This window comes from Paenibacillus sp. FSL K6-0276, assembly GCF_037977235.1.
In the GTDB taxonomy this organism is placed as follows: domain Bacteria; phylum Bacillota; class Bacilli; order Paenibacillales; family Paenibacillaceae; genus Paenibacillus_AQ.
In genome coordinates this window covers 3,131,240-3,146,949 of the sequence record NZ_CP150276.1, presented here as the reverse complement: position 1 = coordinate 3,146,949, position 15,710 = coordinate 3,131,240, and the positions used below count along the sequence as shown (strand labels likewise).

12 protein-coding genes are annotated in these 15,710 nt (G+C 47.3%); 1 reads left to right on the top strand and 11 read right to left on the bottom strand.

Annotated elements, in window-relative coordinates:
* Positions 1–84 precede the first annotated feature (84 nt).
* Positions 85–918, bottom strand: a complete 834-nt coding sequence (locus MHH52_RS14860) for a hypothetical protein (protein ID WP_340003377.1) — start codon at positions 916–918, stop codon at positions 85–87.
* Positions 919–1,071: 153 nt separating this feature from the next.
* On the opposite strand from MHH52_RS14860, the gene MHH52_RS14855 reads away from it, so the two are divergent.
* On the top strand, positions 1,072–1,290 hold the full coding sequence (locus tag MHH52_RS14855; RefSeq protein WP_340003376.1) for a hypothetical protein: 219 nt from the start codon (positions 1,072–1,074) through the stop codon (positions 1,288–1,290).
* A 277-nt stretch (positions 1,291–1,567) separates the two neighbouring features.
* Here MHH52_RS14855 and MHH52_RS14850 read toward each other — a convergent pair whose 3' ends face one another.
* The 10 genes from MHH52_RS14850 to MHH52_RS14805 form a co-directional block, all read right to left on the bottom strand.
* The gene (locus MHH52_RS14850; protein ID WP_340003375.1) at positions 1,568–1,978 is read right to left on the bottom strand and encodes a hypothetical protein; all 411 of its coding nucleotides are present in this window, start codon (positions 1,976–1,978) and stop codon (positions 1,568–1,570) included.
* A gap of 941 nt (positions 1,979–2,919) precedes the next feature.
* Positions 2,920–3,750: a hypothetical protein gene (locus tag MHH52_RS14845; protein WP_340003373.1), complete on the bottom strand. Its 831-nt coding sequence runs from the start codon at positions 3,748–3,750 to the stop codon at positions 2,920–2,922.
* Between the two features lie 803 nt (positions 3,751–4,553).
* Positions 4,554–4,805 carry a hypothetical protein gene (locus tag MHH52_RS14840; protein ID WP_340009875.1) on the bottom strand — a complete coding sequence of 84 codons (252 nt, stop codon included), beginning with the start codon at positions 4,803–4,805 and terminating at the stop codon, positions 4,554–4,556.
* Positions 4,806–4,836: 31 nt separating this feature from the next.
* Positions 4,837–5,805, bottom strand: coding sequence for a glycoside hydrolase family protein (locus MHH52_RS14835; protein WP_313637220.1), 969 nt, complete (start codon positions 5,803–5,805; stop codon positions 4,837–4,839).
* Between the two features lie 151 nt (positions 5,806–5,956).
* On the bottom strand, positions 5,957–8,251 hold the full coding sequence (locus tag MHH52_RS14830) for a chondroitinase-B domain-containing protein (protein ID WP_340003372.1): 2,295 nt from the start codon (positions 8,249–8,251) through the stop codon (positions 5,957–5,959).
* 142 nt (positions 8,252–8,393) lie between these two features.
* Positions 8,394–9,446 (bottom strand): glycoside hydrolase family 88 protein, encoded by a 1,053-nt coding sequence (locus MHH52_RS14825; RefSeq protein WP_340009655.1) that lies wholly within the window; start codon positions 9,444–9,446, stop codon positions 8,394–8,396.
* Positions 9,447–9,545: 99 nt separating this feature from the next.
* Positions 9,546–10,421 carry a carbohydrate ABC transporter permease gene (locus tag MHH52_RS14820; RefSeq protein ID WP_340003371.1) on the bottom strand — a complete coding sequence of 292 codons (876 nt, stop codon included), beginning with the start codon at positions 10,419–10,421 and terminating at the stop codon, positions 9,546–9,548.
* Between the two features lie 12 nt (positions 10,422–10,433).
* Positions 10,434–11,315, bottom strand: coding sequence for an ABC transporter permease subunit (locus tag MHH52_RS14815; protein WP_340009653.1), 882 nt, complete (start codon positions 11,313–11,315; stop codon positions 10,434–10,436).
* 176 nt (positions 11,316–11,491) lie between these two features.
* Positions 11,492–13,162 carry an extracellular solute-binding protein gene (locus MHH52_RS14810; RefSeq protein ID WP_340003370.1) on the bottom strand — a complete coding sequence of 557 codons (1,671 nt, stop codon included), beginning with the start codon at positions 13,160–13,162 and terminating at the stop codon, positions 11,492–11,494.
* Between the two features lie 173 nt (positions 13,163–13,335).
* Complete coding sequence (locus tag MHH52_RS14805; protein WP_340003369.1) at positions 13,336–15,690, bottom strand: AraC family transcriptional regulator; 2,355 nt, start codon at positions 15,688–15,690, stop codon at positions 13,336–13,338.
* Positions 15,691–15,710: the final 20 nt, after the last annotated feature.

The window sequence follows — 15,710 nt, the reverse complement described above, 5'->3', positions numbered from 1 at the left end:
CTCCTATAAATATTTTGTAGTAATAAGAGATCAGGAGAATAACTATATATCCTCCTGATTTAAAATTAATAGTTTATATAGTTATTAGTTCCCGTAGATATGACCTCTAACTCGTACTGCATGTGCGTCACTCGGATTTGATATCTTTAAATGTACTCCCTGTGGAGCATGTGATGCTGCTACAGACATAGTTTCATAAAAAGCAGCACCATTCCAATAGTTAAACCCTGTATGGAATATTTCCCCGATTGTATCATCGCCATAAAAATGTTTATATACAACGCTGTATCTCATTGTGCTCTCGACAGTTACTCCTCCAACCTGTTGCCATCCTGTTATACCCAAAACTGTTTCTGTCATATTAAATTGGTTACTATAGATTGAATCACCCTTACCAACAGTAGAATCTCCATAATTTCCTATATTCACTGATTGAGGAGCAATAAGACTTTTATTATTATTTTGCGTATTGGATAGTTTTTGTGCAGCCGTACTCATTGTTTCTACCCCGTTTATAAGTAATTTCCAAGTTCCTTCATGTTCAATTACAGGAAGAGATATTTTATTTATTTCTCCATTTTCTTTTCGGGTTAGATCCAGAGTGACTATAAATGAACTATCGGAATCAGGTAAAACACTTTCAATACTTGCATTGGAAAAGGGGTCGGTAGTCAAATTATCGTTGTACTGTTCAATTTGATCTTGCTCTGAACTAAATCTGGTATCAACAACCCATTTCACTGCCTCAGTAATGTCTCCAGATTGAACAGCGTCAATATAATTACTTACAGACTCTTTTGCCAATTCTAATGGTGAAGTCGCTTCTGCATTACTTAATCCAGGGAATGCAGAAAGTAAAACTAATGGTACAACAACCAAGGTTCTTTTCAATTTACCAAAAAAATTAAAACTTGTCATTATTACAATTCACCCTGTCATCTATTTTAGAACACTATATTATCATACCTTTTTTGGGGTTTTTTGTAAACTAAAAGGTTAATTATGTAATATATTGTAGCTGATGATTTTTGTTTTTCCTGAAATTTCGTGTAGGATTATACTAATCTATATTTGAGGGGTGAAGGAAATAGTGGAAAAACAAGATACAAAAAAAATAATAAAGAACTTCTTATTGAAATGTTATCAAGTGGAGAAGTAAAAGTAGAAACAAAAGTTAAAAACAAGCTTGCCAGTCATACGAGCATAATTACAACAACGACAATCAGTATAGATGACAAAAATATTTATACTTCTAATGTAGAAACAAAAAACTTTCATTTTGGTCGTTGAGAGGTTAAATTCTGTCAGAATAGCTTGCTATAATACAAAAAAAGGGATTTACCGATAAGATTACGGTAAATCCTTTGTTTTGTTTACGAAAAGGGATAATGAATATACACAGTAACTGAGCGGTCATCGGAGATAGGACAAGTATAGTAAATTCTATTCTCTTCCGCTGTCCCCAATACACTAATCATCATACTATATCACTGCCTTCACTCTTAGATCCCATAGTTCTTCTGGAATAGGTAACGGTATTACTGTGACAATGAATATTTCTAATCGATCACCTCTTTTTTATGATCTCGATGGCATCTCCTTTATCAATTACCATTTTAATATACTCACCTTCACTTAATTGGTCCTCAAATCCTGTTACATCATATTCCGTACCCGATATCGTGACGACGGTATGCACTGATGATGAAATAAAACCTTTAACCCGTTGTAATTTTAGAGATTCAATAACCCCGGTTACTTCGGTATAAGTTGAAGAAGAAGCAGTGCCTTTACTGGTACCATACAAGGTAGCAATCGTGACTATGGCCATTAACGCTAAAACATAGACCCAGAATCCTTTATGCATCTTATTAACTCCTTTTTCAGGTGAGCGGAGCTGCAGCAGTTGGCCACGCCGCCGATCATTTAACTCCATAACGTTCTGCCAGTCTACAAGCTTGTCTTCCGAGTCTAACACTTTATTTTCAGTCTAATACTTTATTTTCATCTGACACCAATAGCTTCCTGAAATAACTAGTTTGGGGAGCTATAGCCGCTAGATCCTACCGGCACCCACGTAATTAATCTGTTCGACCGTCGTCCACCATCTCTCTCTACCCATTCGGCCAATTCACGTGGGAATTTATTAAAGAATCTTCTTATGCAGGTAAAAAACAAGTTGTTAAAATGTTTAATCCAAATTAGTTTGATACATGTCAAATCGGCAATAGTACCATGTTCTTGTCCATTTTCGGCAATGGGACCAAGTTCTTGTCCGAAGAAAAGGACAAGAACTTGATCCCTTAAAACAGAAAACCCGCGCTGGGCGTGAACTCTTATGGGACTATGTTCTTGTCCACCGACAGTGTTGTCGGTGGTGGTGGACAAAAACATAGTCCCTTGTAGGACAAGAACTTAGTCCCTTTGCCGACAAAGCCCCTATTCTGGCCATAAAAAAACAACTCAACTGGAGCAGTTTTCAATAATCATGCTTCTTTATATAAGAACTTACGTAATTAATCAGTTCATAATTTTTTGGATAATCAATGGATATCCGTGCTGGTACATAGGATTTCATTTTTGAAATAGCTTTCTTTTTTCTTAAGCTATGATTGGGGCATTGATATTCAGTGATTCTTGTGTTGATTGTATTCTCATAATACATCTTAAAGTTTATACTTTCAGCGCTCTTACCTTTAACCTCTTGGTATTTAAAAGCCATTTTGAAGTTAGCTTTTGTGCTGATGTGAGAATTTATAAGAACTTTATCTTTAAGACATAATCTACATTCTTGAAGCATTCGTGCCCCAGCTCCCTGCCGGCATGCCTTAATGGTCTATATATTTGGCACAGGCCCCTCAAAAAAAATAACAGAACCCTTAACTTAAAGCACTTTAAGGGTTCTGTTTATTATTTTATTTATTTGACATATTTAATTGCATACTTGTCAAGAAGCATTTCGGATTTGTTCAATTGCTTAATTCCTTCTGCCCCCTTCTTTTCACCTGCATTGAATTTGGACCAATTTATTTTGGTCGTCTTCAAGCTGTCCCGCATTATAGTGAACCCTTCCAACTGGAGTTTTGCTCCTGCCAGATAGTAGGTATGTATTTCTTTCAACTCTACATTATTAGCTTTGAGGTTTTTCAACCCGGATACAAATTTAGTATAATTGGGCAATACAGTATTGTTTAAAGTAAGAAAGAGTGTTTTTCTTGTTGAATCGTTCAGGAGTCTATTTTGATTTAACGTAGTTATGGCTTTCTTTTCATAGCTTCCTAATGGCTGCAACTGCTCAATGTAATCTTCAAGATCCTGTAACATAATTTCTTCGTGTGTAGGTTCCTTTATAACTACCGGCTTAGTTGGTTCAGGAATGACTGTATAATCATCCACCACTTGAACAGTGAATACATAAGGTTCAAACTTTTCTCCAATATTGACAGTTAAGGTAGCATTCCCTTTATTTATTGCATGAAGTTCAGAAACCCATTGCGTTTTTCGTACGACCTTGACAACATTCTCATCTGAAGAGATTGGAGTGAAGTCATGTTCCGTAACGTCTGCATCGGTCCAGTCAGTGATGGCTATTTCGTATGATTTCCACTCCCCAACTTTTATCTCAGCAGGTTTGGTCACTTTGACAATGTCGGTGATGTTCTGTGCAGCCGCATAAATACTGCCAACCCCGAATACAACCGATACTATAATTGCTAGCATTAGCGAATAAATCCAACTCTTTCGTTTCATATAGCCTTCTCCCCGCTTAATTATTAATAGTAAAGCATCTACCAATTTTGCTAAGACATTTCATGAATAGGTCGCAGGTAGCAAAAGCAGCATATTACTTTCCTCTTATATTATATAACTTAGCAGGAATAATTGTCCTATGTTTTTTGGGTTTGCTTCCCGTTTCGGGGCACCACCTTTACAAAGGAATGGTTTTACGTCCGGGTCTATTCTGATCACTCACACAAATGCCGTCCGCCAGCAGATTCCAAACGCTTCCTTGTTTCCGAACGCGAGTATAGGCGAGCATTCGACACCTGTGGCCTGCGTCAAGTCGGTGTAAGACATACATTAGATAATCAAATCGGCAATAGTAACATGTTCTTGTCCATTTTCGGCAATGGGACCAAGTTCTTGTCCTGAGTAAAGGACAAGAACTTGGTCCCATAAATCAGAAAACCAGCGCTGGGCGCGGGCTCTTATGGGACTATGTTCTTGTCCACCGACAATGTATGACCTTTATTGATTGAATGTTGTGTTTAACACCTTCATTTTGATATGGGCATACGTATTTGTCATCCGACATTTGTATATATTGTTACACATTATACGCCCCTGTTTTCCTCGATAAAAATAATAAGTTGTCTGAAATAAAAAACCACCCGCTTTTAGTACGCAAGGTGGCTAGGTTTAAACAATTTTTAATCTGATTTGATTCTTACGTAAGTCGGACTATCATATCAAGTGTTTAGTGCTTGAACAGTCTGATTCAATCAGAAAAGCCATGATTATTTTAAATATTTCCCTGTGAAAGAATGTTTAGCTTAAATGAATTGTATAGGTTTCGCCTCAAATATAATTTGGCCACCCCTGCTGCCGCCATCAGGCCCCATGTCGATAATCCAATCCACCTGACTGATGACGTCAAGGTTATGCTTGATAACGATGACTGTATTGCCCTTGTCCACGAGCCGGTTCATAATTTGCCACAGCCCCAGTGAAATCGCCGGCAGCTTCAGTCCACTTCTGCCGCAGCGGTTATATGTCATCGTCGCATAGCGCTCGCTTGACGCCACGTAGTTGATCATCGTAAAGTCCCCCCGTGAATCATTGCTTCAAAGGTATAACCATGTTCCACGTATCGGAAGCGTCCTTAAAACCATCACTGCCGTCCGAGACGGCCGCGAACAAATGAGTCGGCTTGCCGTTCTGGAACAACAGGAACGGCCGCTCCAGATTGCCCAGCGTCTGCACCGTGCCGTCATCCCAACGCACCGTCCGGGAATAGCCTTGCGGCTGCCCATGCAAGCTCCATTTCAGCCCGTCCGGCGACTCGGCGTAGATGCCGCCGTATTTTTCTCCGCATAGATGCCCTTCCATATCTTTGGCGATCAAATTGTATCCTTCGTTTGTTTGCCAGATGAAAGGGTCTTCGATATGGAACGACTCAGGAGGAAACACTGGCTCGTCACTCAGCACCCGGTACAGCCCCTCGTAGTGATCCGCATACGCAACGCCAATCGTCATGCCGCCATGCAGGTTGCCTTCGTAGTGACGTGCCTTGTAGATCAGCAGCACGGAACCGTCCTCCCGGACACACGGAGCCGGATTGGAGGTCAGAAAGCTATCGAATCGTCCGGGACGTGTTGGCAATATCGGTTCGTCCGCTCTGCGCCACGGGCCCAAAACGCTGTCCGCTATAGCCAGACCTACCCGTTTGTTCGCCCGCGCCACGATGCATTGAGGATCGGTTAACCCGAAATTCCCGGGCGGCTCTGGATCGCTTAGCGGATGGGTCGAACCCGTATAATAAAGCAAATATTTGTTGTTATGCTTGACGATATGGGGGTTGTGCGTGCAGCGTCCGTCCCAATATTCCGCTCCCCTCGCCGGAAGCGCCACCTCGCAGAATCGGTACGGTCCCTCTGGGGTATCCGAGTCTGCCCTGACAATCTCTGAAGCCGTCATCCAGCCGGGATGCATCGGCAGTGTCTTCGGCCAGCGCGAGGCAAACATATGGAATTTGCCGTCCTCGCCCTGCACGACGGAACCGCACCATACCCAATAACCTTCCATACGGAAGCCGCCGCCACGCGGAGCCGGCAACATTGTGCTAGTATGCATGTACAGTCACCTCGTTTTTTCCCGCTGCTCCATATTTGCTGTGAAACATGGTCTCCCATCCTTCCAAATGAAGTGAATAACAGGACTGCTCCATATATCGATCCTAAGGCGTATTCAGCCCCACATCGTCGGCCGCTAGCGGGCGATTCAGTAGAGGCGCGCCGGAATATTCGTCCGCCCCCACATCTGCAGTCGCCCGCATTTGACCGTCCATATCCGCCAGCACGAACGCGTATGTCCCCACAGCTGCATCAGTTGCCGGGCTGCTCGCGGACAGTTTCTGAATGCCGTTAACCGCAGTCAGCAGCGGATTGATATTTCGGATCTGCTCCGAGCTGCGCGATATGTTGCTAATAGTGCTGCCAAACCCGATGTTGCCTTGGAACAGCGTATTCGTTGTCGCCGCCTCGTAATAAAGCGTGCCGGTGCTGTTGTATACGATATTGTTCGCCACGACGGAATCCTGCGGAGCATACGCTTTGCCCGAGCCGATGACGATACCGGTTTTGCTGTTTACAATCGTATTGTTTACGATAAGCGCCCGGTAAACTTTCCATTGTTTGCGCAATTGTTCGACCGTCGGACTTGGAGGGGAGCCTCCAGTACCGCCGTCGAAGTCGCCGTTAGGCAAGTAGATTGCTTCACCAGTCAAATTCTCAAAGTAGTTGTTATAAATCTTATGGTCATTGCCGAACATCCGGATGCCTTCCTGATCCGACTCCACGCCGTCCCCGAGGAAGAAGTTGCCATATACGCTGTTGTTATGGCCATGCCGCAGCGTCAGGCTGCCCTTGGACGTGCGGAATGTATTGAAGCGCACCGAATTGCTGCTGCTCTTGACCGATACGATTTCCGGCTCTCCATCGCAATTCTGAAATACATTGTATTGTATCGTATTATAGCCGTGGGAGAGCGTAAGACCCGACAAGCCGAGACGAATTGTCTCTTTGCCGTTAGCTACCCATGGGCCTACATCATGGAAATAGTTGTATTCGATAATATCGTATTGCGAAATTTGCCCTGAGCCGTCCTGTCCTTCGTAAGCGATCAGCGGTTCGGTGTCGCTCTTCAGTCCGAAGTCATTCCGGTCGATGCGGTTATGATGGCTGTTCGTGCCCCGCACTTGCAGCCACATCAGGCCGCTCCCCGAGCTTGGAAGCGCAAACGTATTACGGGTCAGTCGCACATGGTGCGAGCCTTCCAACACCACTGCGCCATTGCTTGTGTTCGTAAACTTTAATCCGTCCAGCACCACATGCGAGGAGTTCTCGACGCGGAAGCCTGACGCTCCCGAGATGATAGCCTGACCGCGGTTTTTCGCTTTAATGACGATTGGCGCGTTGGCAGTGCCGTTTTTGTTCTGAACAGCAAACGGGCTTGTACGCGAATACGTGCCGTTTGCCAACACAATCGTTTTACCCGCCGTAGCGGTTGCAAGCTCGGCAGCCAACTGCGTGGAAGTGCTAACTTCGACGACCGTCCCTTCGCTACCGCTGCCGCTTGAATCGCTACCATAAATTTCGACCTCGGCAAAGCTGTTCCAGGCGTTCACCGAGTTGCCGTGGCCAACAATACGAACGTAGCGGACGGGGGCAACATCGGCAAAATCAAACGTCAGCAAGCTGTTGCTCAGACTGCTGACCGCTCCCGAAAGCACTGTACTGAAGTTGTAGCCATCATATGAAGTCTGGATATCAAAAGCGAAAGTTCGCTCCGCCCCGTTGGTGAAGGCGATCTTCACGTATTCCACCCGCTTGCTCGATCCAAGGTCGTATTGGACCCACTCCCCCTCGCCACTCGCTGACCAGCGCGTGTTAAGATCGCCGTCGATTGTATACGCGACGATATTGCCGTCATCTCCGCTGGCCATAAGTTGTGGCACGGTAATCGCCAACTTGCTTGCGCCTGGCGGAGATCCGCTCGCGGTGCCGTAGAGTTCAACTTCAGAATAGCTGTTCCACAGGTTGGAGGAATTGCCGTGCCCAACGATCCTCACATAGCGGGTAGAATCGACATCCGGAAAATCGAACGTTTGCAGACCTTCCACAAGGCTACTCACAACTCCGCTGCTGACGGTCGTAAAGGTGGAACCGTCCGTAGACGTCAAAATATCAAAAGTAGAAGTGCGGCTTGACCCATTCAGAAATGCAATTTTGATGAAAGACACTTTGCGATTTACGCCCAAATCGTACTGGATCCATTGCACGTCGCCATTCGCCGACCAACGTGTTAAGAAATCGCCGTCCACTGTGTTGGCTGGAACGTTGCCGTCATCTCCGCTCGCCGTCACGTCGGAGCTGCCAATTGTGAACTTCGTATCAGCCGCCCTCGCCGTTCCTGATATTAACGCAACCAGCATACAGATCAAAATAATGCACGTCATACTTTTGGTTCCCATAATTCATTTTCATCCTTTCCATTATGAAATGATGGTTATTGAATCATTCCCTTCGTTCCGTCCGGCACCTCCTCTCAAGAATACGGAAGCCGGGAGGAGCTTCCTGTCCTCCCGGCTTCGTGATTACGGCCTTTGATCCCGCTTAAAAAACATGCTGGCTCCAGCCTTTGCTCTTCGCCAAAGCTTCAATATAATAGTAATCACCGTAAATCAGCGATACGTTGATGTTGGTATTGACTGGCTTATGACCGGTTGCGCCGAGCAGGATGCCTTCATACTCCGGCTTGTCGAGCGCACTGTAGTTGTTCGACAGCGAGCGAAGAATGCGCGTGGCCGCGCGCTGATATAAAGCGGCTTCCTCAGGAGCCACCTGCGACGCGATATCGATCAAGCCAGATGCTGCGCAGCTCGCCGCCGAGGTGTCGCGCGGCTCGTCCGTCAAGTCGGTCGCCGCACGGAAATCCCAATGCGGCACATCGTCTTCCGCCAACGCGCTGATGAAATAATGCGCCACCCCCTTCGCCGCATTCAAGTAACGCGCTTCTCCCGTATAGCGGTAAGCGCAGCTCATCCCGTAGAGCGCCCAAGCTTGGCCCCGCGACCAGGACGATTGCGGCGCGAAGCCCTGTCCGCCGTCATAACGCTCCACTTCGCCCGTCTCCGGATCGAAGATAACGATATGATGCACCGAGCCGTCGCCTCGGATGAATGAGCGAAGCACCATATCTGCATGGGCGACCGCAATATGCTTGAAGCGCGGATCATCGCTTTCTTCACTCGCCCAGAACAGAAGCGGCAAATTCATCATCGAATCGATGATCGACCAACCCGTCTGGTTGCGGGGCCAGGCTCGAATGAACTGTCCTGCCGGGTTGTACCTGCCCGCCAGATAGTTGGCGGCGAACAGCCCGCGCCGCCGAGCGTCCGGGTCGCCGGTCAGCTTGTAGCGGATAACCGATGTCGGCAGGAACTGAAAGCCAACATCGTGGTGGAAATGGTTGTCCCGCAAGTAACATTGCTCCATGCGTTCGTCCCAAGGCTCCGCCTCCTCCCGATAATGTTGCTCGCCGGTCATATCGTACAGAATCCACAGAATGCCCGGCCAGAAGCCCGAAATCCACTGATCCACTTTAATCTGGTCATATTTGCCCGCCGCCGAAACATGCGGCGCTTCTGTCCAGCCCGCTTCGATCATATGATCAACTTTAATCTTCACTTTATCCCACCAAGCCGTCAGCTCGGATGGTTTCAGTTTCACATTTTCATTGCTCATCTCTGAATTCCACCCCTTCTCCTAACCTTTAATGGCACCGATCAAGGCGCCTTTCACGAAATATTTTTGTAATAGCGGATAGACCAGAAAAATCGGAAGGGTCGCTACCATAATCGTGGCGTATTTCAATGTCTCGCCCAATATGATGATCTCATCCTGGGAGGCTCCTTCCGCCATGGAGGTTGCCTCGCCAATAATCAAAATTTCTCGCAGGATCAACTGCAACGGATACAGCGACCGATCCTGAAGAAAGATCATGGCGTTAAACCAGGAGTTCCAGTGGCTTACTCCGTAATACAGGCCTACCACTGCAAGCACGGGCTTGCAAAGCGGCAGGAAGATGCGGAACAGAATGCCAAAGTCGTTGGCGCCGTCGATCTTGGCCGACTCTTCCAGCGCATCCGGCACTGCCTCGAACGATGTTCGCATGATAATGAGGTTAAATGCGCTTATTGCGGTAGGCAGGATCAGCGCCCACAGTGTGTCCGTAATGCCCAACCCTCTGACCAGCAAGTAGAACGGAATTAATCCACCGCTGAAAAACATGGTAAACACGATAATCAACGTAAGCTGCTTGCGATATTGCAACGTTTTTCTGGACAAGGCGTATGCGGCAAAGGAAGTAAGCAGCAAATTGAGAGCCACGCCTACAATGACAATAAATAACGTGTTGCGGTAGCCGAGCAGGATCATCGGGTTGCTGAATACCGCCCCATATGTTTCAAGCGAGAAGCCCAGCGGCTTCCAAAGAATGCCCTTATGCGCCATCATCAGCGCTGGTTCGCTGAATGAAGCAAATGCCACGTATAGAATTGGGTACATTGTTACAATCATGAGTGCGGACAAAAACAGCGTATTGCAAACCCTGAATATATGTTCACCCAAGCTTACTCGCATGCGAACCCTCCTCTACCACAAACCCGTATTGTTCAACTTCCGGCTTATCCAGTTGGAGCCGATAACAAGCGCGAAGTTAATCACGGAGTTGAACAATCCGACAGCGGAGCTGAAACTGAATTGAAAATCTTGAAGCCCGATCCGGTACACATACGAGGAAATGACATCCGCTGACACATAAGTGGTCGGGTTGTACAACAGAATAATTTTCTCGAAGCCAACGCTCATAATTCGGCCAATGTTCAGGATGAGCAATATAACGAAAACGGGAAGCAGACCGGGTAGAGTAATATGAAGCATCTGCTTCCAGCGTCCACCCCCGTCGATCTTGCAAGCTTCATATTGCTCGAGATCGATCGCAGACAGCGCGGCCAAATAAATAATTGTACCCCAGCCTATATGCTGCCAAATATTCGACGAAACGAAGATTGTCCGGAAAAAAGACGGCTCCAGCAGCATCGTAACCCGCTCACCGCCGAAAAATGCGATAATATCGTTAATGACGCCGTCACTGCTCGTAAAATCCTTGATCATGCCGCAAATAATGACAAGCGAAATAAAATGCGGCAAATAAGTAATCGTCTGAACCGAACGCTTGAACAGTGCATTTTTCACCTCATTAAGCAACAAGGCGAGAATAAGCGGAGCGGGAAAACCGAAAATGAGATCGTACAAGCTAATCATCAGAGTGTTTTTAAACACCCGCCAAAAATACATCCCGCCAAAAAAGTCTTTGAAATGCTCAAGTCCTACCCACGCGCTGCCCCCAATTCCAAGCCGGGGGTTAAAATCCTTGAACGCAATAATCGAACCGTACATCGGGAAATAATGAAAAATAATGAAATATAACAAAACAGGAGTAAGCATCATGTACAAATACTTGTTCTTAACCATGTCTTTCGCAATATTAAGCGGCAGACGACCGGCATGCGTGACTTTGCTGCGTCCCAGCTTAAATTGAGCCATCTCCTACTCCTCCTATCCACATCCAGCATTATCGGCAGGGGATGGCTGCACCATTCCCTTGCCCCCACGGCAGCCTGCAGCCAGCCGTGGGACGATACATGGAGTTATCTGTTGTTGTAGCGATCCAAGGCGCCTTGATAGATGTCGATTACATCGCGAATCCCCATATCTTCCAGCTGCTTCACAAAGCTGTCGAACTTGTCGAGCGGCTCGTTGCCCATTACAAATTTGATGAACATTTCTTCCAGATACGTGTTGACTGCCGTCATCGTCTGCGCTACCTTCTTGCTCTCATCTACAGTAGGCGTAATGAACGCGGGCAAAATATGTTTCGCCGCATCGGTCTCCGACCAAATCTGGACCGCCTCGTCCTGTTGTGGGAACGTGTTGGTCGTTTTTTGCTCATGCATCGGAAATGGACCGTTCGGAACCGTATACTGCGCCAACATCTGCTGTGAAGTGTACTTATCGTTTTTTACGATCATATCGGTAAATTTCGGAACGCCGTTGTCCATCGTGTAGCTTTCGCCTTCAACGCCGAAGTTGTACATCATGGTTCCTTGCTCGCTAAATGCGAAGTCCAGCCATTTTACGATCGTTTCCAGGTCTTTCGCCGATGTCGTCACGGCCGCGCTTGCTTTCGGGTTATATTTGAAATCGCGCTGTCCGGTGAACGGTTTTTCGCCTGCTTTCAATACCGGATAAGGAGCCGCTACAAGATCAAAAGCCGGATTTTGGGCTTTACCGGACTCCAGCCATTTGCCCATTCCGCCGCCCAGCAGGAAAACAGTCGCGCCGGACTCACCGTTCAGAAGCCGCTTATCCAGCGTGTCGCGCTCGACGATCGGGAAGTCTTTATCAATCAGCCCTTCGGAATACCACTGGCGGAACAGCGTCATAACATCCTTGTATTGCGGATCTAACGGACCGTATTTCACTTTGCCTTGGTCGTCAATATAGAAGCCGTGCGACGTTTTGTATGCGTCGAAGAACGCGTCCTGCAAATTCATTTTGTTCGCGTATAGCGCCGTCAGCGGTGCTACGGCGCCTTTTTTCTCTTTGAACGCCGTCAGAACCTTATGCCAATCGTCTACCGTTACAGGCAATTGCAGCCCTAGCTCATCCAACCAATCTTTGCGCAGCATTGGTCCGCGGAAGACTAATCCTTCCTCGTTTCGCACCATCGGGAAGACGTAATATTGGCCACTGTCGGTTTTCACCATTTTATCCAGCTCTGGATTAGCTTCCAGCATCTTCTTCAGGTTAGGCGCATATTGGTCGATCAAATCGTTTAGCGGTACGATAACCCCGTCTGAAATCGCCTTTTCTGGTCCACCCGGATAAATACTCCAGTCGTACTCCAGCACATCCGGCAGCTTGCTGGAAGCCAGCAACAAATTAAACTGCTCTTCAGCTTGACCTTCGGTCGGGTGGATGTAGTTCACTTTCACGCCGGTAGCTTCTGCAATCGCCTTCCCGATCGGCGCTTCAGCCAGATTCGTTGTAAATGTAATCAGGTTTCCGTTGATTGGAGCCCAGTATGAGAAAGTATCTTTCGTATCCAGCGGATACACCGGCATATCCGATCCCTCGTTGCCTTTGCTTACGCCATCGCCGCCCTTATTGCTGACGGCGCTTTGAGTCGGCTCTGTCTTATCCTTGTTTCCGGAGCCCCCATTACTGGAGCATGCGGTTAACAACAATGAAAGTACCATTGCGATCCCCAGTGTGAGCTGCAGCCTTTTATGAGTCTTGCCGTTGCGATTTTTCGCCATTGTGCCCTCCGTTCTTTTCGTCTCGAATAAGTTGGTTTGAATACGCTTTCAACATAACGTTAATCTGGTGCCGCAAGCCATCGTTAAAACCTAAAATATACTGCAATTTCTCAAAAATGAGGGTAACAAAACCGCATGTTTGCCACTTTTTCTTGAAAAGAAAAGCCCTAGAGCTACTTGACTTCCCTGTAGCGCCCGGGCGTTATCCCTTCAAATTTTTTGAATATGCGGTGGAAGGTATTCACATCGTTGTAACCAACCTTCAGCGATATTTCGCTGACCGTATATTTCCCGCCGATAAGCAGCAATTTGGCCTGCACCAGCCGCGTCTTGTTAATATAATCGAGCAGAGATTCGCCGGCAAGTTCCTTGAACAGTTTGGAAACATACGACGGCGTCATGGAGAAGGCTTCCCCGATCATCGAAATGTTCAGGTTCTCGTCCTGGTAATACTCGTTGACATATTTCATGACCTTATCGATTAGCGGATTGCTGCAGTATTCACGGTTATTATTAACGTAGCCGCACAGAAGCTCTAGCATATCGTAAAGCTGGCTGCGCATCTCCCCTACCGTCTGGCATTGCATCAGGCGTTCGATGGCGCGCACTCCGTCAGGCATATCCGGCTTGCCCGCGATGCGGATTTCGCCGATTACTTTTTGCAGCGTAGCCATTAGATCGAAAATGAGACATTTGGCAGTATGAAAAGGAAACGGCTCCGTCGTCACATTTTTCTGAATGATCTCCCCGACGAACGCTTTCGCCTTATCGAGCTGCCCTTCGCGAACCATAACGATCAATTGCTGCTCGGCCTTGAGCGGATAAAAATAACCACCTGGAGCAGCCCCTAGGTTGTCATTGCCGCTCAGGTCCCCATAATGAATAATGCCCCCGCTACCTACAATGATACGGTATTCCATCGCCTCGATCGCTTCCTGGAACGCCTGGAAGATGCCATATTCGCCCTCCTGTTGCGCGCTGATGGCAGCGGTCAACTGGACATGGGCATGATTGGAGATGAACGACATCGTTTCTTCCGCGATGTGCCCCAGCTCCCCCCGCTGCTCCGTCGGCGATGCAAGCTGATGGTTGACGATGCAGGCGAGCAACTCCTGGTCCAGCTCTACCGCATAGGCGTTTACTGACTTTCGCGCGACCTCCTCGACCACGTTGGCGATCAGGAAGTGCAGCAACCGCTTATTATGGACCTGATCCTCATCCTTCCGATGGAACTTGCCGAAGTGCTCGATGCGCAGCAAAATAACAGAAAATCCGCCCAGCGGGAAACGCAGATCATAGGCTGAGAACGATTCGTGCAACGGGATATGGCTGTCGAGTTGCCCCTTCAGCAGCCGCTGCAAAAAGTGCGATCTGAGTGTATTGTTATGCTGATTCAGCTTGTAATGAAGCTCCTCCTTCTCATGGAAGGTGCTGCTCAGCGCCTGCTCCAGAAAGGAGTATTCATTGGAGCCGCGATCAAAGGTAAAACCCGCCTTGAACGACAAGCTCTGGATCAGCGCATGGATCGGCAGGTAGTTCCGTTTGAGGAGCCAATACGTCACGCCACCGCCAACAATAAGGCAAAGCAAGATGCTGGCGATCGTCAATTGCTCTACCACGTTCATCTTCTGGTGATATACGTTCGCCGGCAGCGTCATCACATATTTCCATCCCGTAATGGATGAGGTTGTGTAGGATGCAACAAGCCGGCGACCGGCAGTCTCGATCTCAAGTTGTCCCGATTCTTCCGACATATCGCCGTATAATAGAGCAGGTTCCGACAGCGACTCGCCCGTAGACGCAATGAACCGGTTGTCTTCATCCAGAATAAAGATCGTACCTTTCTCAGGCGCCGAAGCTTGCTCTAGCAGCTTGCTGCGGTCAATCATGAACAGCAAGACAGCTCCAGGTTGATTCATGATTGTTGAGTTCACATTTTGGGCATACATGACCGTAGGCCGCCACTCATTCTCTTCGGACACAACAACGGAGTGGTAGCCTTTAATGTACCATTGGTCAAAATATTCTCGTAACGACTGGTACGGCATATGCTCTTCAAGGCGAATATGGTCGTATAACGCTTCGATGTTCATACGGTTGTTGCGGGCGATGACCGTATCGCTATTTTTGTAGTAAATATAAATGCCTTCAAGAAAATCGTTAGCGATTTCGTATACGCGCAAATCATTAGCGATTTGGTATATATCGTAGTGGTCCGAATCAGACAGATTGGTATCGGCCGAAATAAATGCTGCGATTCGCCTGTTGAGGCTCACCTCGAGGCTTAGATTCTCGATTCCTTTGAACTGGCTATCTATGGCTTGCTCCATCTGAAGAAGAATAGATTGGTTGGCACGGTTAATTTCAGCCTTTACAACGTTCAGCGTCGCGCCGTATATAACGCCGCTGATCAGAATGGGCACGAGCAGCACCGAGACGTAGGAAAGCATCCAGGTCATGTATACGCTGCGATTTTTATGCCGGAGCTGCTTCAGATAGATTGTCCACCGGTTTCGAGTTTGGGCCATAGGTTCTCCTCCATGTTAGT

Excerpts from the sequence above, each read along its gene's own strand:
- MHH52_RS14805 (WP_340003369.1), bottom strand. The coding sequence starts at position 15,690 with ATGGCCCAAACTCGAAACCGGTGGACAATCTATCTGAAGCAGCTCCGG.
- MHH52_RS14825 (WP_340009655.1), bottom strand. The coding sequence starts at position 9,446 with ATGATCGAAGCGGGCTGGACAGAAGCGCCGCATGTTTCGGCGGCGGGC.
- MHH52_RS14860 (WP_340003377.1), bottom strand. The coding sequence starts at position 918 with ATGACAAGTTTTAATTTTTTTGGTAAATTGAAAAGAACCTTGGTTGTT.
- MHH52_RS14830 (WP_340003372.1), bottom strand. The coding sequence starts at position 8,251 with ATGGGAACCAAAAGTATGACGTGCATTATTTTGATCTGTATGCTGGTT.
- MHH52_RS14820 (WP_340003371.1), bottom strand. The coding sequence starts at position 10,421 with ATGCGAGTAAGCTTGGGTGAACATATATTCAGGGTTTGCAATACGCTG.
- MHH52_RS14845 (WP_340003373.1), bottom strand. The coding sequence starts at position 3,750 with ATGAAACGAAAGAGTTGGATTTATTCGCTAATGCTAGCAATTATAGTA.
- MHH52_RS14815 (WP_340009653.1), bottom strand. The coding sequence starts at position 11,315 with ATGGTTAAGAACAAGTATTTGTACATGATGCTTACTCCTGTTTTGTTA.
- MHH52_RS14835 (WP_313637220.1), bottom strand. The coding sequence starts at position 5,805 with ATGGAAGGTTATTGGGTATGGTGCGGTTCCGTCGTGCAGGGCGAGGAC.
- MHH52_RS14810 (WP_340003370.1), bottom strand. The coding sequence starts at position 13,162 with ATGGCGAAAAATCGCAACGGCAAGACTCATAAAAGGCTGCAGCTCACA.